This window comes from Methylobacterium sp. R2-1 (genome assembly GCF_014191355.1).
GTDB lineage: Bacteria > Pseudomonadota > Alphaproteobacteria > Rhizobiales > Beijerinckiaceae > Methylobacterium.
Window position 1 is genome coordinate 155,600 of record NZ_JACHWM010000004.1, and the last position, 17,548, is coordinate 173,147.

General features: G+C 65.1%; 16 protein-coding genes and 1 pseudogene. 13 read left to right on the forward strand and 4 right to left on the reverse strand.

The features are described 5' to 3' along the window. Window positions 1-3 precede the first annotated feature (3 nt). The 9 genes and pseudogenes from FHU13_RS07465 (at window position 4) to FHU13_RS07500 (ending at window position 10,731) form a co-directional block, all read left to right on the forward strand. Window positions 4-867: a protein-glutamate O-methyltransferase CheR gene (locus FHU13_RS07465; RefSeq protein WP_312889566.1), complete on the forward strand. Its 864-nt coding sequence runs from the start codon at window positions 4-6 to the stop codon at window positions 865-867. After that, window positions 860-1,264, forward strand: coding sequence for a response regulator (locus FHU13_RS07470; protein ID WP_183435237.1), 405 nt, complete (start codon window positions 860-862; stop codon window positions 1,262-1,264). Before FHU13_RS07465 ends, FHU13_RS07470 begins: the two co-directional genes overlap by 8 nt. Continuing rightward, complete coding sequence (locus FHU13_RS07475; RefSeq protein WP_183435238.1) at window positions 1,261-3,528, forward strand: chemotaxis protein CheA; 2,268 nt, start codon at window positions 1,261-1,263, stop codon at window positions 3,526-3,528. The genes FHU13_RS07470 and FHU13_RS07475 overlap by 4 nt, the downstream gene beginning before the upstream one ends. A 362-nt stretch (window positions 3,529-3,890) precedes the next feature. Then, window positions 3,891-4,274: a response regulator gene (locus FHU13_RS07480; protein ID WP_183435239.1), complete on the forward strand. Its 384-nt coding sequence runs from the start codon at window positions 3,891-3,893 to the stop codon at window positions 4,272-4,274. Beyond that, entirely contained in the window at window positions 4,271-4,912 is a 642-nt protein-coding gene (locus FHU13_RS07485; protein WP_183435240.1) for a chemotaxis protein CheX, read from the forward strand. The genes FHU13_RS07480 and FHU13_RS07485 overlap by 4 nt, the downstream gene beginning before the upstream one ends. Window positions 4,913-4,989: 77 nt before the next feature. Then, a pseudogene (locus tag FHU13_RS28530) lies at window positions 4,990-5,349 on the forward strand (PAS domain-containing protein); the annotation flags it as partial. Then, window positions 5,347-7,359 carry an ATP-binding protein gene (locus tag FHU13_RS07490; protein WP_409518483.1) on the forward strand — a complete coding sequence of 671 codons (2,013 nt, stop codon included), beginning with the start codon at window positions 5,347-5,349 and terminating at the stop codon, window positions 7,357-7,359. The pseudogene FHU13_RS28530 and the gene FHU13_RS07490, both read left to right, overlap by 3 nt. Before the next feature lie 150 nt (window positions 7,360-7,509). Then, a complete protein-coding gene (locus tag FHU13_RS07495; protein WP_183435242.1) occupies window positions 7,510-9,228 on the forward strand; it encodes an HWE histidine kinase domain-containing protein in 1,719 nt (572 codons plus the stop codon). A 591-nt stretch (window positions 9,229-9,819) separates the two neighbouring features. After that, the gene (locus FHU13_RS07500; RefSeq protein WP_312889567.1) at window positions 9,820-10,731 is read left to right on the forward strand and encodes an alpha/beta hydrolase; all 912 of its coding nucleotides are present in this window, start codon (window positions 9,820-9,822) and stop codon (window positions 10,729-10,731) included. A 13-nt stretch (window positions 10,732-10,744) separates the two neighbouring features. On the opposite strand, the gene FHU13_RS07505 is transcribed toward FHU13_RS07500, so the two are convergent. The 4 genes from FHU13_RS07505 to FHU13_RS07515 all read right to left on the reverse strand — a co-directional run bounded on the left by FHU13_RS07505 (window position 10,745) and on the right by FHU13_RS07515 (window position 12,410). Beyond that, window positions 10,745-11,248, reverse strand: coding sequence for an IS5 family transposase (locus tag FHU13_RS07505; RefSeq protein ID WP_246714553.1), 504 nt, complete (start codon window positions 11,246-11,248; stop codon window positions 10,745-10,747). After that, on the reverse strand, window positions 11,154-11,381 hold the full coding sequence (locus FHU13_RS27610; protein ID WP_312889568.1) for a transposase: 228 nt from the start codon (window positions 11,379-11,381) through the stop codon (window positions 11,154-11,156). Before FHU13_RS27610 ends, FHU13_RS07505 begins: the two co-directional genes overlap by 95 nt. Window positions 11,382-11,849: 468 nt before the next feature. Further along, window positions 11,850-12,176, reverse strand: a complete 327-nt coding sequence (locus tag FHU13_RS07510; protein ID WP_183435243.1) for a type II toxin-antitoxin system HicB family antitoxin — start codon at window positions 12,174-12,176, stop codon at window positions 11,850-11,852. A 60-nt stretch (window positions 12,177-12,236) separates the two neighbouring features. After that, window positions 12,237-12,410 carry a type II toxin-antitoxin system HicA family toxin gene (locus FHU13_RS07515; RefSeq protein WP_183435244.1) on the reverse strand — a complete coding sequence of 58 codons (174 nt, stop codon included), beginning with the start codon at window positions 12,408-12,410 and terminating at the stop codon, window positions 12,237-12,239. Window positions 12,411-13,003: 593 nt separating this feature from the next. Between FHU13_RS07515 and FHU13_RS07520 the strand changes: the two genes are divergently transcribed. The 4 genes from FHU13_RS07520 (at window position 13,004) to FHU13_RS07535 (ending at window position 17,510) form a co-directional block, all read left to right on the forward strand. Then, on the forward strand, window positions 13,004-14,176 hold the full coding sequence (locus FHU13_RS07520) for a zinc-dependent alcohol dehydrogenase (RefSeq protein ID WP_183435245.1): 1,173 nt from the start codon (window positions 13,004-13,006) through the stop codon (window positions 14,174-14,176). Window positions 14,177-14,247: 71 nt separating this feature from the next. Continuing rightward, on the forward strand, window positions 14,248-14,853 hold the full coding sequence (locus FHU13_RS07525) for a cyclase dehydrase (RefSeq protein ID WP_183435246.1): 606 nt from the start codon (window positions 14,248-14,250) through the stop codon (window positions 14,851-14,853). Between the two features lie 22 nt (window positions 14,854-14,875). After that, window positions 14,876-15,973, forward strand: a complete 1,098-nt coding sequence (locus FHU13_RS07530; RefSeq protein ID WP_183435412.1) for a two pore domain potassium channel family protein — start codon at window positions 14,876-14,878, stop codon at window positions 15,971-15,973. A gap of 523 nt (window positions 15,974-16,496) precedes the next feature. Continuing rightward, window positions 16,497-17,510, forward strand: coding sequence for a transporter (locus FHU13_RS07535; protein ID WP_183435247.1), 1,014 nt, complete (start codon window positions 16,497-16,499; stop codon window positions 17,508-17,510). The last annotated feature ends 38 nt before the right edge of the window (window positions 17,511-17,548 follow it).

A 17,548-nucleotide genomic window follows, 5' to 3' on the forward strand; every position in this document is an offset into this window, starting at 1 on the left:
CGCGTGTCCGAACCCCCGTCGCCGGTCTCCGACGCCGACTTCGCGCGCTTCTGCGAATTCCTGTACCGCCGTACCGGCATGCTGTTCACGCCGGCCAAGCGCTACTTCGTCGACCGGCGCCTGTCCGAGCGCATGAAGGCCACGGCATCCCGCTCGTTCGCGGTCTATCTCGCCCGCCTGCGCTCCGACACGGACGGCGAGGTCGAGAAGCTCATCAACGCCTTCACCATCAACGAGACCTACTTCTATCGCGAGGACCACCAGCTCCGCTGCCTGACGGCCTCGCTGTTGCCGGAGCTCGTCGGCCCCAAACCGCCAGGGTCGACCCTGCGGATCTGGTCGGTGCCGTGCTCGACCGGCGAGGAGCCTTACTCGGTGGCGATGTGGCTCTTGGAGAACTGGCCGGAGGTCGACCGCTACGACATCGAGATCGTCGGCTCTGACATCGATACCAGGGCCCTCGCCGCCGCCGAGGAGGGCCTGTACGGGGAACGAGCGCTGATGCGCCTCAGCACGGACCTCGTTGGGCGCTACTTTGTCCGCGAGGAGACGCGCCTCGGTCCGGCGTGGCGCATTCTCGCGGACTTGCGCAGCTCGGTTCGCTTCACACCCTGCAACCTGACCGATGCGGCGGGCATGGCGGCGCATGGCCGCTTCGACATCGTGTTCTGCCGCAACGTACTGATCTACTTCGATGACGCGTCCCGGCGGCTCGCAGCAGACAACATCTACGATGTCCTCGTACCGGGCGGCGTCGTCTGTCTGGGCCACACGGAGAGCATGAGCCGGATTTCCTCGTTGTTCAGGGTCTGCCGCTACGACGACGCCATCGTCTACCGGCGGCCGCGCGAGGGCGAGCATGTCTGAGACCGCATCCGAGCCCATCGACGCGCTGCGGGTCCTCGTCATCGACGACGCGAGCCTGGTGCGGATGTACTATCGCGGCGCCCTGGAACGGGCGGGTTTCATCGTGGACGAGGCGCTCAACGGCATCGAGGGGCTGGAGCGGGTACTGACGACGACCTACGACCTTCTCGTCGTGGACGTGAACATGCCGAAGATGGACGGCTTCAGCTTCCTGCGCACCCTGCGGGGCCGCGAGCCTGCGGTCCGCTCGATACCTGCCCTGATGACCAGCACCGAAGCCGGTGACGGCGACCGGGAAACCGCGCGGGCCGCGGGCGCGAACTTTTACCTAGTAAAGCCTCTTCCCGAGGACGTGCTGGTCGTGCATGCCCGGGCGCTGGCGGGACGGCGTCCGTGAACGAGCTTCTCGAACAGTTCCTCATCGAGACGCGCGAACTCGTCCAATCCGCCACGGAGGATCTGCTCGCCCTGGAGGCGGCCCCGGGCGACGCAGAGGCGGTGAACCGCGTGTTCCGCGCCTTCCACACGCTCAAGGGCTCTGTTGGGCTGTTCGATTACCCGTCTTGGTTCGCGCTCCTGCACGCCGCGGAGGATGGCCTCTCCGCAGCACGAGCCGGAACCCTCTCGGTCGACGCAAACTTGATCGACGTCTCCCTTGAGACCCTTGATGCGACCGCACGCTGGGCCGAGGCCATCGAGACGACGAAGCGGCTGCCCGACGCCACCGCCGCCGAGGCCAACGCCCTCGCAGCACGATACCGTTCCCTCCTGACGAGCGGACCGAAGGCCCAGCTTGCGAACGTAGCGGCACTCCCCGGATGGGCGGCCAACCTCATCGATGCCTCGGCCGAATGCGGCGGGATGGCATTGACCGCAGTGCGCTATCGTCCGCGGGAGGATTGCTTCTTCGCCGGGGACGACCCGCTCGGCCTGGTTCGGAAGGTGCCAGGACTGCTGGCCGTTTTCGTCATACCGGCCGCTCCCTGGCCACCGGGCGCGGAGTTCGACGCCTACGCCTGCAACCTCGACATCACCCTGCTGACGGGTGCTCCACGCGAAGAGGTGGAGGCAGTCTTCCGGCTCGTTGGCGACCAAGTCACAGCCGTAGAGGTGCCGCGCGACAGGCCGACCGCCTCGGCAAGGGCGGCTGTCACGCCCTCCTTGGATGCCGTCGTCGCCGCTATTCTCGCGGAACAGGTTGGGGTCCTGGCCGCCGCGGGCGGTTCCGACGCGGATGCAGGCCGCCTGGAAGCCTGCGCGAGGGCGGCAGCGAATGCCCTGCTCTCAGCCGGACACGACGGCGACGCCGAGAGCTGTAAGCGGGCGCTTGAACATGGTTCCGATGCTCTCCGAGAAGCAATCGAATCCATCCTTTTCGGCGGCCCGACCAAGCCTTCCCTGCCGGAGGCGGGAGAGCCGCCAGTTCCATCGGAGCCGTTCGGAGCGGACGTGACCCGCACGCTGCGGGTTGATGCCACCCGGGTCGACGCCCTGCTCGCCCTCGCCGGCGAGCTTGTCGTCGCGCGCAACGCCCTCGGACATCTTGCCACCAGGGCCGAGGCTGGCGAAAGCGCGGCCACTCTGGCCCGCGCGATCCGCGACGCCGACGCAAACCTCGGCCGTCTGTCGGCCACTTTGCACCGGAATGTCGTGTCTCTCCGGCTCACGCGTCTCTCGAAGGTGTTTCGTCGCTTCGTGCGCCCCGTTCGCGAGGCTGCGCGCACCCTCGGCAAGGACGTCGTTCTCGACTTCGATGGCGAGGATACGGAGGCCGACAGAAGCATAGTTGAGAACCTGTTCGAGCCTCTCCTGCACGTCGTGCGAAATGCCCTCGACCACGGGCTGGAAGACGAGGAGACGCGGCGGCAATGCGGCAAGCCTCAAGCGGGGCACATCCGCATCGAGGCCGGCCAGGACGGAGACAGCATCGTCGTGACGGTCTCCGACGACGGGCGCGGCATCGACCCGGCCTTCATCCGCCGACGGGCGGTCGAACGCGGCCTCCGCTCGACCGAGGCTGCCGCGGCCATGGACGACGACGCCGTCACCGACCTGATCTTTGCGCCGGGCTTCTCGACGGCGGAGGCGGTCGGCGCCCTTTCCGGCAGGGGCGTCGGCATGGACGCGGTTCGTGCCGCGGCCGAGCGCCTGGGCGGCCGCGTCTCGGTCGAGAGCCGGATCGGTCTCGGCACCGTGGTGCGCCTGAACCTGCCTCGGACCGTCTCGCTCATTCGCGTCATGGTGGTCGGGGCGGGTGGGGAATCTTACGGCGTCGCGATGGATGCCATCGTCGAAGTCGTACGCAAGCCCCGGACAAGCATCCATGCCGTCGTCGGCGGAAACGCGGCGGTGCTGCGTCGCCGAACGGTTCCGGTCGTCAGGCTCGCTGACCTCCTCGGCCACGGGGACAGCTTCACCGCGGCCCAGGACGCATTGCTCCTGATCGTCCAGGCGGCTGGGGAAACCGTCGCGCTGGAGGTCGACCGCTTCGAAGAACGCATCGACGCGGTTGTCCGGCCGCCTTCCGGCCTCGTGGGGTTCATGCCGGGGGTGGCAGGAACGACGCCGCTCGGTGACGGCCGCGTGCTGCTCGTGCTCGATCCTGCGACTATGCTTGCGAGCGCGCCGACCGTCGACGAGCAGCCCGGGGAGGGACGATGATGGCCGTCTTTCACCGAAGCGATGCGGAGCCAGGAGCGCCCATACGCCTGGAAGGGGTCTGTCCGGTAGAGGACGCCGAGACCCTCGCTTCGCTCATCCTCGAAAATCCGAACACGCCGGTGGACTGGACTTCTTGCACGCGCATGCACACCGCAGTGTACCAGGTACTGCTGCGGCTGCAGCCTACGGTCTTGGGTCCGTGCGGCGACCCGTTCGTTGACGCTTGGCTAATCCCGCTCGGGCGAAGATAATGCAATCTGCTGCGCTGAAGGCTATGCCCTGCAGCGGCACCGTCGCATAAAGGCCGTCATCGTCTCGCATCCGGCCTATCGCGCGCAGCAATCAAACCAACATCGCCCTTCATGACGACTACCGCCCTCATCGTCGACGATAGCAAGCTCGCGCGCCTCGTCGCCGCCAAGCTCCTGCGCCAGCTCAAGCCGGGATGGGAGGTCGCCGAGGCGGCTAATGCCGACGCTGCGATGGCCTTGATCGGCGAGCGTCAGGTCGATGTGGCACTCATCGACTTCAACATGCCCGGCAAGGACGGCCTCGAACTGGCTGCCGACCTTCGAGCCGCTAGGCCCAGCATGCCTATCGCCGTTGTCTCGGCAAACATCCAGGACGAGATCATCGCGCGCGCCCGCAGCGTTGACGCCACCTTCCTGCCGAAGCCGCTGACCGAGGAGGGACTTGCTGGGTTCCTGTCAGGTGCCGCGCTCCGGCTGCGCAGGGCGGCGTCGTGACGGGGGACGCCGTCGACCTCACAGAACTTCGGCGCGACGCTTTCACCGAGCTCGTCAACATCGGTGTCAGCAAAGCCGCAGCAAGCCTGCGCAAGATGATCGGCGTCCAGGTCCTCCTTTCGGTGCCGGCGGTAGAGATCGTGTCCCAGTCCCAAGCCGCTCGCATGATCGGCGAGCGCGAGGCGTCCCAGCTCGTGGTCGTCCAGCAGGACTTCACCGGCGCCTTCTCCGGGCGCGCCCTCCTGATCTTTCCGCAAGAGAACGGGCGCGAGCTGGTCCGGGCGGTTGCGGGAGAGGAGCTGTCCGCCGAGGAGGTTGCCGAGCTTGAGGACGAGGCGCTCACGGAAACGGGCAATGTCATCCTGAACGGCTGCCTCGCCACGATGGCGAACTTGCTTCAGCGCACGCTCAGCATGTCCTTGCCTGAGGTCATCAGGGGAGACGGTCCCCGGATCTTCCAGGCCGTTGGCGATGGTGGAGCGGACGCCCTGGTCTTGTTCCTCTACATCAACTTCTCTGTGCGCGAGCGTGATATCCGCGGCTACATCGCCATGTTGATGGACCTGCCGTCCTTGGAGAGCCTGAAGGTGCTCATCGACGCTTTCATCGAGCGCGCGATCGGCGAAACGGAGTCGTGACGAACCCGATGGGCGATGCCGGAATGGACCCAGTGTCCGGCGGAAGGCCAACCGCCCTAGCTCAGTCGAGCGCGGAGATGCGGCGTCGTGCCGGACCCTTCGTCGCTGCCCTGGAGCGCACCCGGCAGCCGATGATCGTCACCGACCCGCGGCTCCCCGACAATCCCATTGTGTTCGCGAACCCTGCCTTCCTCGCGCTGACGGGATACAGCGCCGACGAGGTGCTCGGGCGCAACTGCCGCTTCCTCCAGGGTCCCGACACGGATCTAGCCGCCGTGGCCACCGTTCGAGACGCGGTTGCCGGACGGAGAGATGTGAAGGTCCAGATCCTGAACTACCGCAAGGACGGCGGCACGTTCTGGAATGAGCTCTATCTCAGCCCTGTCTTCGACGAGGCCGGCGAGCTCGTGAATTTCTTCGGCTCGCAGGTCGACGTGACGCCCTCGCGTCAGGGAGAGGTCACGCGAGAACGCCTAGCCTACATTGAGCGGCGTCTAGCGGACGCGCAGCGGCAGCTGAAGATCACCCTTAACTCCACTGGCATCGCAGGCACCTGGGATTGGGACATTCCAGGCAAGAGCCTCCACGTCGACGACCGCTTCGCTCTCCTCAACGGCATCGAGCGGGCCGCGGGCGGTGTCGCCACCAGCGCCTTCTTCAACCGCGTTCACCCTCAGGATCGGCCGCGGGTGCGCTTGGCGGTCAGCGGCATCCTCAACGGCGCCGAGGTGTTCGACAGAGAGTACCGCCTTCAGGCGCCGGATGGCGCGATCTATTGGGTTCATGCCCGCGGACGCTGTGCGTACGGAGCAGATGGCAACCCGGTGCGCTTCACCGGTGCCTTGGTCGACATTACCGAACAGAAGCGGGTCGAGGAGCGGCTGCGCATAGCCCAGACTGCCGGACGCATCGGGACGTTCGAGTACGTTCCTGGTTTCGGCACCGTCCAGGTCTCTCCCCAATTCTGCAATCTCCTCGGCGTCGTGCCTGCCGAAACCCTTTCGGTTAGCTCGGTCAACGCTCTCATCTCTGAGGGTGGCCCGTTGCTCGACCCAAACGTGTGCGAGGCCGGCGAGCTGCCCTACGCGGAGATGCTCGTCCGGATGGCGGACACCGTAGAGATGCGCTGGCTCGCCCGCCGCGGGGAGGTGATGCACGAGGACACCTCGGCCGAGCAGCGGCATGTCGGCGTGGTCTACGACGTCACGGCCACCAAGGCGTCCGAGGTCGCCCTGCGCGAGTTGAATGACACGCTTGAGGCCCGCGTGCGCGAGGCCATCGCCGAGCGGGAGCAGGCCGAGGAGCAGCTGCGCCAGTCACAGAAGATGGAGGCCGTCGGGCAGCTCACCGGCGGCATCGCCCATGACTTCAACAACCTGCTCACAGGCATCGTCGGCTCCCTCGACCTGATGCAGACTCGCATCAACGAAGGGCGGACCGAGAATCTCACGCGCTATGCCGGGCTCGCCATGGCCTCGGCCCAGCGCGCGGCAGCCCTCACGCACCGCCTGCTCGCCTTCTCGCGCCGTCAGCCGTTGGAGGCGAAGCCAGTCGACGTGAACCGGCTGGTGGGCTCGATGGACGACCTCCTGCGCCGCACGCTGGGCGAGCGCGTTCGCTTGGAGGTGGTCGTGGCGGGCGGGCTATGGCTGACGCTCTGCGATCCGAATCAGCTGGAGAACGCCATCCTGAACCTGGCCATCAACGCGCGCGACGCGATGCCGGACGGGGGCAGGCTCACTGTCGAAACGGCGAATTCGTACCTGGATGACGCCTACATCGCGCGCGAGATCGGGGTGCGCGCCGGCCAGTACGTCTGCGTATGCGTCACCGACACGGGGACCGGCATGCCGCCCGACGTCATCGCCAAGGCCTTCGACCCGTTCTTCACGACGAAGCCCATCGGACAGGGCACCGGGCTCGGACTGTCCATGATCTACGGGTTCGCCAAGCAATCCGAGGGCAACGTCAAGATCTACTCCGAGACCGGCAAGGGCACCTCGGTGAAGCTTTACCTTCCCCGATATCACGGCACGGTCGAGGAGACCGGTACGGTCAGGGGCGAGACGCCACGCGCCGAGCACGGCGAGAGGGTCCTGGTTGTTGAAGACGACGACACCGTGCGCGCCTTGGTCGTCGAAGTGCTGGGGGAGCTCGGATACGGGACGTGGGAGGCGCCGGACGGACTGGCCGGCCTGCGCATCCTGCAATCGGACGCGCGGATTGACCTCCTGGTCACGGACGTCGGTCTTCCTGGCCTCAACGGGCGCCAGCTTGCCGACCAAGCCCGGGCCACGAGACCAGGCCTCAAGGTGCTGTTCATGACCGGGTACGCGGAGAACGCCGCCTTCGGGGCCGGCCACCTCGAACCGGGCATGCAGATGATCACCAAGCCCTTCGCGGTCGACGGACTGGCGAACAAGATTCGCTCGATTATCGAGGGGTGACGATCACTTCCGGCTGGATGTCCTTGTGCTTCGCCCTTGCCGCGACTCTGACGCCGCATGTCCTGGCCCGTTCAGCAGCGCCGCCTATGTTCTCGTTAAAATCCTTCTGTCTTAGTGCCGAGGGAACCGTGGAGTAGGGCCGGTCCCTCGATGTCGCTCACCAAACGGATCGTGGGGCTGGTGGCCCTGGCGCTCATGCCGGCGCTGGCCATCCAGGGCTACAACGAGTACGCGCTGCGCACCGCGCGCGCCGAGGCCGTGCGCGGCGAGGCGATACGTACGGCCCGGAGCATCGCAGCCGACCTCGGACAGTTCGGACGTGGCGTTCGCCAATCCCTCGGCATCCTCGTGGAGGTGCCCGAGATCCGAGGCAAGAACCCGCAGGTCTGCACGCCCTACCTCAAGACGCTGCTCGACAAGGTGCCCGGCGCCTTCTTCTTCGCCGTGGTCGATGCGGACGGCAGTGTCGTCTGCAACACCCTCGGCTCGGCGCGCGGCGCCTACTCGCTGGCGAGCCGTCGCTACTTCCAAGACGCGATGAGCACCGGTGGATTCGTGGTCGGCGAACACGTCAGAGGTCGCATTACCAACAAGCCGACCATCCAGCTCGCGCAGGCGCTGGCGGGGCCGGATGGGCGTCTGGACGGCGTGGTGGTGGCGAGCATCGATCTCGACTATCTCGCCGGACAGCAGGCCCGATCGGGCTTGCCGCACGAGGCGACGCTGACGGTCGCCGACAAGGCTGGCGTGATCCTCATCCGGGTACCCGACCACGCGGAATGGGTCGGTAAGCCCCTGCCGCCCGCCCTCTGGTCGGCGCTGACGGCGAACCGCGGCCAGGTTGTCGACATGCCAGGCCTGCGCGGCCGTATGCGCATCACCGGGGTCGCAGGTGCCACCCCGGATGACCTCGATGGCATCACGGTTGCAGTCGGCCTATCGCCGGCTGCGGCCTTCGCGGACATCGACGCGGCGACTTGGCGCGGGCTCGTGCTGATCGGCCTAGGTGCCGCCCTGGCTGTTGCGGCGGCCCTGCTGGCTGGACGCGCCTTCATCCGCCGGCCGGTGCGACGCCTGCTGCGAGCCGCAACGGCTTGGCGGACCGGAGAACTCGGGGCGCGAACTGGGATCTCCGGGCCGAGCGAGTTCGGCCAACTCGGTGAGGCGTTCGACGCCATGGCGGCGTCCCTGCAGAAGCACGAGGGCGAGTTGCGCGCCGAGCTCGCCCGCAGTCGCCTGCTGCAGGAGCGGCAGACGATGATGCTGCACGAGCTCAACCACCGCGTCCGCAACACGCTTACCACCGTGCAATCCCTGGCTCGTCAGTCGCGTCGCGACGCCACGGGCGAACAGCTTGAGGGACGCATCCTTGCCCTCTCGAAGACGCACGACCTGCTCTCGCGCGACGACTGGGCTGGGGCCTCGCTCGGGGCGGTTCTGGAGAATGAGCTCGCCCCGTTCCGCGAGGGGCAGGCCGACCGCTTCCAGCTCGACGGGCCCGACCTCGACCTGGCGCCGCGCTACGTCCTGGCGCTCGGCATGACTGTGCACGAACTTACCACGAACGCGGCCAAGTACGGTGCGCTCTCCGCCGAGGGTGGGCGTGTGAATATCACCTGGCGCGTCGCCGGCGAGGACGGGGACCGCAGGCTCGCGATGGAATGGCAGGAGAGCGGCGGTCCACCGGTCGAGGAGCCGCGCCAGCGCGGCTACGGTACGCGCCTGATCTCCGGCGCCATCACGCACGAACTCGGTGGCATGGTCCGGCTGGCATTCGCCCCGGCGGGGCTGTGCTGCATGATCGACGTACCGCTCGACGCCCAGGACCGGTTCACTTCGTTCCGGGACGTCGTGGGCGCAGCGGCCTGAAGCGGCGTCGCATTATAGTCGGGCGGAGCCGGGCCCTTTCGAGGCTTTACGGACGTAGCGACCGCCGGCCTGGGCCTCGAAGTAGCGATCGAAGCTGACCCGAAGGTCTAGTTTTGTTCTTCAGGACGCCGGGCGCGTGAGGCTCCTTGTGGAGGGTGGGACCTCGGCCGGTGTCGGGGCGCCGCCCTCAGAAAGGAGCTTGGTCATCTCGTTCTGACGCAGTCTTAGAACGCCTAACAGAACCGTCTGGTCTGATTGAGGGTGCTGAGGCTGGCAGCGAGTTTCGAGAAGGCCTCGTAGATGTCGGCTCGGCGCCACGAGCGCGCCTCCGCTTCGAGCCAGCGGAATGGCCGCTCGTCACCCGACAGTCGCCATCAGTGCGGATTGGCCACTCAGGTGACCACAACTTCCTGGAGCCGGGTAACGCCGTCCGGGCCCGCTCCTGCCTCAAGATGGGTGTCGCTCGACTCGGAGAGAGTCGGGTTGCATGCCATGTCGGCGTTACGGCTCGGGAAGAGCCAGCGACCGCACGAGCCGGGTGAGGCGGATCGAGCGCCGATCTGCTATACTGGGGACGAACGCGACCTGTCGGTGCCGGCCAAGGACGGCCGGCGGGAGGTTGGCATGAAGCGATGCGCGGCCCTCGTGCTGGCGACGGCGTTGATGATAGAGCCGGCCTCGGCCGACCCGGTGGCCCTGTCGGCCTTCCGCGACATACCACGACCTGAGCCCACCCTGCAGGTCGCTTATGGCGCATCGTCCTCCCAGGGCGTCGACGTCTTCCTGCCAGACGGCCCCGGCCCGCACCCGGTCGCGGTTTTCATCCACGGCGGCTGCTGGAGTGCCACAACCGCCGGGCGCGAGCAGCTGCGCCACCTCGGACCGGAGCTGACGCGGCGCGGCATCGCCATGTGGAGCATCGGATACCGCCGTGCGAACGAGGCTGGCGGTGGCTATCCCGGCACCTATCAGGATGTAGGAGCCGCCCTGGACAAGCTGGCAGAGGATGCGCCGGCCTACCGTTTTGACCTCACGCGCGTCGTGCTCATCGGCCACTCCGCCGGCGGGCATCTCGCCTTATGGGCGGCCTCCCGCGGCTCACTCCCGCCGGAGAGTCCGCTGCAAGGAAGGCTGCGGTTCAAACCTCGCGCCGTGATCAGCCTGGGCGGCGTGGGCGATCTCTCGACGTTCGGCCGGTTCGTTCCCGTGCTGTGCGGGCCCGGCATCGTCGAGCGGCTGGCTCCGAACGACCGGCTCTTGGAGGTATCACCGGCAGCCCTCACGCCGTCGGCCGAATCGATCGTCATGGTCAGCGGCGTGCTCGACCGGCTCGTTCCACCGTGGGTCGCGTACGACTACGCCCTTGCCCTGCGAGGCAGGTCCGGTGTCGCGCCTCGACTTGTCGACGTGCCGGATGCCGGGCACTTCGACCTGGTCACGCCGTCCGCCCCATCCTGGGCGGAGGTCCGTAAACTCGTCGAGGCAGGGCTGGCAGCCCGCTAGGGCTTGGACTCGATCAGCACCAGAAGGCGACGATGGCAGTCAGAGCGGCGGCTGAGGCGTAGTTGCGGGCGAGTTTGTCGTATCGGGTGGCGATGCGGCGGAAGTCCTTGAGGCGGTTGAAGGTCGCCTCGATGCGCCAGCGTTCACGGTAGCGCCGCTTGTTGTGGCGGATCCTTCTTTTCCGGCCGCGCTTGCCTGGGATGACCGGCGTGATGCCGCTTTTGCGTAGGTCAGCGCGCAGCCAATCGGCGTCGTAGCCCTTGTCGGCGCTTAGGGGGCGAATCCGGCCGGGCGCCTCGGCCATGACGGCCGGAGCGGCAGTGACATCGCTGGCGTTGCCGGGGGTCAGCAGGAGGACGCCGGGCCGGACGAGGACATCAGTGAGCGCGTGGACCTCGGTCGTCTGGCCACCGCGCGACGGACTAATGGCCTGTGCCGTCGCCCCCCTTTCCCGCCGTGCGCCGAGCGATGCGCTCGCACGTATGTGCTGTCGAGGGCAGCCGCCTCGCCCGACCAGCCGGCCTTGCCAGGGCCGCCAACATCGCCTTCCAGAAACCACGCCGGGACCATCTGTTGAAGCGGTTGTAGACGGTCGTGCGAGGCCCATACGCGGAGGGGCAGTCACGCCGGCGGCAGCCCGAGGTGAGCACGTGCAGGATGCCGGAGATGATCTGCCGGTCGTCCTTCCGCTCCGGTCAGGGCCGATCCTTGGGCATGAACGGGGCAATCACCGCCCGCTGCTCATCCGAGAGCCAGAACAGGTCCGCCATCGCCGCCTCGACGCTGCAAACGGCGGCCCTGAGTCACAAAACCATAGGCTACACAATGCCTTGGTTCGGTTCACACCCTAGGGGCGGGCGAACTGCGCGAAGCACTGAGTGGCTATATCGACGAAGATGACTCTTTTGTCGTAATCGAACTTCAGCCGGGATCCAACTGGTCTTCATGCCGAGGCGAGTCGACGGAGGGCAGTGGCTGAAGCAGCATCGGCGTAGCTGCTGAAGATTTGGGATGGCTAGGCTGCACCTGTATCAGCCTAGCCGTTAGACTCTCCCGTCGCCGCCTCCAACGCCCGCTCAATGAAGCCGGACCGAGTAAGGCCGGCCGCCTCCGCGGCCTCATCGGCGACGCGCAGCAGTCCCTTGTCGATCGTGATGTTGATGCGCAGTCGCTCGTCCGGGACGCGTCTGGGGGTGATGAGTTGTGCAAGCGAGCCTTTCGGTATGGCCTCGAGATCGGCCGAGATTTCGCCCAGGTGCGGGGAGGGGGACCGGATCGCCATCGGCGCGCAGGGCGGCAAGGTGACCGGGAAGGGCTTCGCGAGCCGCGAGCGCCGCATCCTCGAAGCTGTCACCTGCCGACACGCAGCTGGGCAGGTCGGGAAAGGTAACGCCCCAAGAGCTGTCGCTCTCGGGGAGGTGAAGGATTGTGAAGTAGGAGCCCATGAGAACCACCACAGAATACTGATCAGATGAAGCGGAACGAAAGACACGGGTAGGTGGGGCTTAAAGTCCCGCCGCATTCTTGATGGACGCGACGGTTTTGGGATGCATGTCCTTTTTTGGGTGGGGAACCATGATCTTCCCCAGTTTATCCGGATGCTTGAAGTGGCGACGGCTTCCGGTTGTCGAGTGCCAAACCCAGTCTTTCAATCTACGGATGAATTCTTTCGAGTCCATGTCTCCGTTCCGTTCCGGTATGTATTTGATACACACGAGGCGACCGGTACATGAGGGGAATGTGGATTGCGTGTGTAAAACAATAGACCCGCGCACGAAAAACCCCGCTCCGGCTCGCCGGGCGGGGCTCGATGTCAGTGGTGATGGGGAGCGGCGTCAGATCGGCGCCGGCACGCCAAGTCCGAGTTCGCCCGTCCGCTACCGGTCGCCGACGTAAGATTCGCGTCCAGTCGGTGGTCGAGCCGATGTCCGCAGCGGGTGGAGAGCGGGCACACGACCAAGTAGCCGCAAGGCACCACATCGCTATCGGAAGCAGACGTTGGCTGTGAAGCACAGGCGCAGCCCTGGGGTCGCAGCACCGTACTTAAGCGTTAATTTGCGTTACATTATTTCGTTACATATAACGCCGAAAGTTTTGAGGAGCTTACCGAAAATGCTCGGCCCTGGTTTGGGACTTGATTGCTGCCAAGGTGACACATGCAACAAAAGGTCATTCTTGTTCAGGCTTATGTTATAGAGATGAATATAATTTAGGATCAGTGTCAGATTTACAAGTTTCTCCCAATAATTCCTATTTACTGCGGAGAATTCCTATGAGGGCCCTAGTTTGGCACGGCACTGAGGACATTCGTTGCGATACGGTCCCCGACCCCAAGATCGAGGATGAGCGCGACGCGATCATCAAGGTGACCATCTGCGCGATCTGCGGTTCGGACCTGCACCTCTATGACCACGTCATGCCCGGAATGGAGAAGGGCGACGTGATGGGCCACGAATTCATGGGTGAAGTCGTTGAGACGGGGAAAGGGGTCAACGGCGCTCTCAGGAAAGGTGAGCGCATCGTTGTGCCGTTCACGATCATCTGTGGCGAGTGCGACCAGTGCAAGCGCGGCTACTTCTCCGTCTGCAAACGCTCGAACCGCAACAAACATATCGCCGACAAGGTCTTCGGACACACCACTGCGGGCCTGTTCGGCTACACCCACCTCACCGGCGGCTACCAAGGTGGACAAGCCGAGTACGTCCGCGTGCCGTTTGCCGACAAGACCCACATCAAGGTGCCGGAGCACCTGAGCGACGAGCAGGTGCTGTTCCTCGGTGACATCTTCCCGACCGGCTGGCAGGCGGCTGTGCAAGCCGACATTCAGCCGACCGATACGGTTGCGATCTGGGGTGCCGGTCCCGTCGGCCAGATGACGTTGCGCTCCGCGCTCCTTCTCGGAGCCAAGCAGGTGGTCTGCATCGACAGCGTGCCCGAGCGCCTTGAGATGGCACGCGCGGGAGGGGCCATAACTGTCGACAACGCACAAGAGAGCGTGGTCGAGCGCCTCAATGAGTTGACCGATGGCAAAGGTCCGGAGAAGTGCATCGATGCCGTCGGCATGGAGGCGCATTCGCCGCGCGCGCTCGAACACGCCTACGACCGACTGAAGCAGGCTGTGATGCTGGAGAGCGACCGCGCCGCAGTGCTGCGCGAGATGATCTATGTCTGTCGTCCCGCTGGCATCATTTCGATCCCAGGTGTCTACGGCGGGCTTGTCGACAAGATGCCGATGGGAGCCCTAATGAACAAGGGGCTGACCATCCGCACTGGACAGACCCACGTGAACCGGTGGACGGATGACCTCGTAAAACGCATCGATGACGGGCAGATCGACCCCTCCTTCGTCATCACCCATCGGGTCAGGCTCGATCAAGGGCCCGAGATGTACAAGACCTTCCGCGACAAGAAGGATAACTGCATCAAGGTTGTGCTTCGGCCGTGATTGGCTCCGTAGCTCGTCGCGGTGCGGCGGGCCTGCCCCTCTTCCCTCATTGCGGCACCGAGGAAGTCAGCATGTCCGATGCCATGTCTCAACCCGACCGCGCGCACGCGCCTGTGCCCTATTCCCTGCCCAGTCACCTGACCTCGGACCCACGCCGAAGACCGGATCCCGCGACGAGGGAGCTCGCCCACGGCCTCGGCTGGTTCTCGATCGGCCTCGGTTTGACTGAAGTAGCGTTTGGCAGTGCCATTGCCCGCTGGCTCGGAATGCCGCGCGCCGCCCCGGTCATCCAGGCCTATGGGGTGCGCGAACTCATACAGGGTGCCGGGATTTTGGGCTCGCGCGATCCGACACCGTGGATCTCGGCGCGCGTCGCGGGAGACGCGCTCGATATCGCCACCGTCCTGCCAGGACTTGAGGGCCATAATCCGCGCAAGGACAACGTGCTGATCGCCCTTGTGGCTTTGGTCGGCGTAACAGCCATAGATGTGATCTGCGCACAAAACCTTTCGGGGGCACCTCTCAACCCGTCCCAGAAGATCCGGCAGGATTACCGCCGTCGCAGCGGCTTCCGCCGTCCCTCGAAGGCGATGCGAGGTGCGGCACGCGACTTCAAGCCGCCACCTGACATCATCGGCCCGGAGGCGATGCGTCCCTGGACACTGACCAACGCCTGAGGCTGGAAGGATGGCGAGCCTGATGCTGCCTGTCCTCGAACAGGCGCTGGGCGCGCTCGTCATGGGCCTCGTCCTCGCCGACATTTTCCTGACGGTCCTCTACGCGCGCATCGGGACGGGCCTGATTGCGGACAGGGTTGCCCATCTCACCTGGGCAATCTTCCGGCGTGCCGCCGATAGGTTCAGGCAGAGGCGGGACGCCGTGCTCTCCTTCTGCGGCCCGGGCATCCTCATCGTCTACGTCCTGCTCTGGGCACTGGGACTGACCCTCGGAGCAGGCCTGATCATCCACCCCGCGCTCGGGACGGCCGTTCGAGCGAGCACCGGAGAGACACCGGCCGACTTCATGACCGCCCTCTATGCCGGCGGTAGCAGCATGGCGATCGTAGGAGCCAGCGACTTCAAGCCGGTCACGGACGCCTACCGCATCCTCTATCTCGTGAACTCGCTCGTTGGGATGTCGGCGACGTCGTTGGTTCTTACCTACGTCATGCAGGTCTACAGCGCACTTCGGCAGCGCAACGCGCTCGGACTGAAGCTGTATCTGTTGGCGGGCGAAACGGCGGATGCCGCCGAACTTCTGGCGCGGCTCGGGCCACAGGGGCAGTTCAGCTCAGGTTACAGCCACTTGGCCGACGCCGCAGCGTCCATGGCCGAAATGAAGGAGACGCACCACTTCTATCCTGTGCTGTTCTACTTCCGCTTCCGGCAGCCTTTCTACTCGATCTCTGCTCAGACGTTCATCGCACTAGACACGGTGTCACTGATCCGCTGTGGAATCGCAGACCGGCAGGCGGCATGGCTGAAGGAAACCGCCGCTGTCGATGCAATCTGGCGCGTTGCCATGCTGCTCGTCGTCACGCTTGAAACGACGTTCTTACACGGAGATCTGCCCGCTCCAGCCGACGTGAACAACGTTGAGAGCGAGGCTTGGCGCAATCGCTTCGCAGAGGCTCTCAGACGCCTTTCGGCAGTTGGCGTGGAGACGATGCCCAACGAGGCAGCGGCGGAGACTTACCTCGCGCTGAGGGCACAATGGCAGCCGCATATCGCGCGGCTGGCACCCGCGATGGCCTACCATGTCGACGAATTCGACCTCGGCGGAGAGAAGCGCCGCTGACACGCTATGTCACTCCGGGGCTGGTACTCCAGGAGCCCTGATCTTCCCGCGCCCCCTCCAAGCACGCCCCTTACCGCCAGAACGAAGTCTTTCTTAATTCCAAGACTTACACATCCGCGGCGCAGCCACGGAAGGTAAGTTGCTAGTGGACATCTTCGACAGAAAAATGCAGGAAGCAGTCCTGTGCTGGCATCAATATATAATATCGTTTGCACCGATAATCTTCTTTCGTGATCTGAGTGACATGAAATGTAGCGCGATGGCGCTCACCAACCGTGATCCTAGATCCTAGCAACGGGAGGCTCTCATCCGCCGCAGTGATGTAAAGCAGATTTTTAGGCAGGAACAGATTTTACAAAGCCAGGTTGGGATCAATCGACTCAGCCAGAAGTCGCACCAGCAAGCGTATGTTGCCGAATCGCGACGATACAACATCGATAAATTATTGCGCTTATTTGTCACTTGAACAGTATCGAACTGCGCGAAAGCATGCAGCCATTCTAGTCTATCCTAGAGCTGGAATATGACGCGTATCCGCCAGATGCTCTCGACGACGTTCTTCTGCGTCGCCGGGCTCCATGCCGGATCGGCTGCTCGGGCAGCGGAGTCGGCCCAGGGCGTCTACCTGCTCGGTTTTCGCGGCCCCCTCGCAGGGGTGGCCCCGCCGCCGGGTTTCTACTTCGAGAACGATGCCTATTTCTACCAGGGCAGCCTTAAAGGAGGGCGTGCCTTCCAGAGCGGCGGTGTCGTCGCGTCTCAGGTCAAGCTCGAGACATACCTTGGCGTCGCCAATCCGATTTGGATCACGCCGGCAGAACTATTCGGCGGCTCGCTCGGCTTCCAGCTTCTAATCCCCTACGGTACGCCAGCCGTGAATGCTGGCGCCGTCCTGTTCTCGCCAGGTCTCGACCGCGTCGTTGCCGGCCGCGAGAGTGATGCCGTCTTCAACATCGGTGACATTTACGCCTCGTCCTTCGTCGGCTGGCACTCTGGCAACTTGCACTGGAACGTGACCCTCACCGGCGTGATCCCGTCCCGCTCCTACGAGACCGGCCAGCTGTCCAATATCTCGCTCAACCGTCCGGCGCTCGATCTCTCCGGAGCCCTGACCTACCTCGATCCGGTCCTCGGCTACGAGCTGTCGGTGATCCCAGGCATAACCTTCAACTGGATCAACCCAGCCACCCGGTACCGAACCGGCACGGAGTTTCACCTGGAGTGGTCTGTATCGAAGTACCTGACCAAGGAGCTGACGGTCGGCTTCGTCGGCTATTTCTACGATCAGCTCACCGGCGATAGTGCACCTGGCGACCGGGTTGGTCCCTTCAAGGGACGGGTGACGGCGCTCGGCGGCTCGGCCGGCTATACATTCAAGCTTGGCAAAATCCCCGTCGCGACCAGCGTGCGGGTGCTGCGCGAGTTCGATACGCGCAACCGCTTCGAGGGCACCGCGACGTGGTTGACCATCGCGGCACCGCTCTGGGTGGCGCCGGCTAAGGCGGGGCCCGAGCCGAAGGTGATCGTGGCAAAGAACTGAGCCCCTACTGCTGTCCCGGCCGGATCCTGCTGAGCGAC

Excerpts from the sequence above, each read along its gene's own strand:
- FHU13_RS07495 (WP_183435242.1), top strand. The coding sequence starts at position 7,510 with ATGTCGCTCACCAAACGGATCGTGGGGCTGGTGGCCCTGGCGCTCATG.
- FHU13_RS07515 (WP_183435244.1), bottom strand. The coding sequence starts at position 12,410 with ATGGACTCGAAAGAATTCATCCGTAGATTGAAAGACTGGGTTTGGCAC.
- FHU13_RS07480 (WP_183435239.1), top strand. The coding sequence starts at position 3,891 with ATGACGACTACCGCCCTCATCGTCGACGATAGCAAGCTCGCGCGCCTC.
- FHU13_RS07525 (WP_183435246.1), top strand. The coding sequence starts at position 14,248 with ATGTCCGATGCCATGTCTCAACCCGACCGCGCGCACGCGCCTGTGCCC.
- FHU13_RS07530 (WP_183435412.1), top strand. The coding sequence starts at position 14,876 with ATGCTGCCTGTCCTCGAACAGGCGCTGGGCGCGCTCGTCATGGGCCTC.
- FHU13_RS07510 (WP_183435243.1), bottom strand. The coding sequence starts at position 12,176 with ATGGGCTCCTACTTCACAATCCTTCACCTCCCCGAGAGCGACAGCTCT.
- FHU13_RS07520 (WP_183435245.1), top strand. The coding sequence starts at position 13,004 with ATGAGGGCCCTAGTTTGGCACGGCACTGAGGACATTCGTTGCGATACG.
- FHU13_RS07535 (WP_183435247.1), top strand. The coding sequence starts at position 16,497 with ATGACGCGTATCCGCCAGATGCTCTCGACGACGTTCTTCTGCGTCGCC.
- FHU13_RS07470 (WP_183435237.1), top strand. The coding sequence starts at position 860 with ATGTCTGAGACCGCATCCGAGCCCATCGACGCGCTGCGGGTCCTCGTC.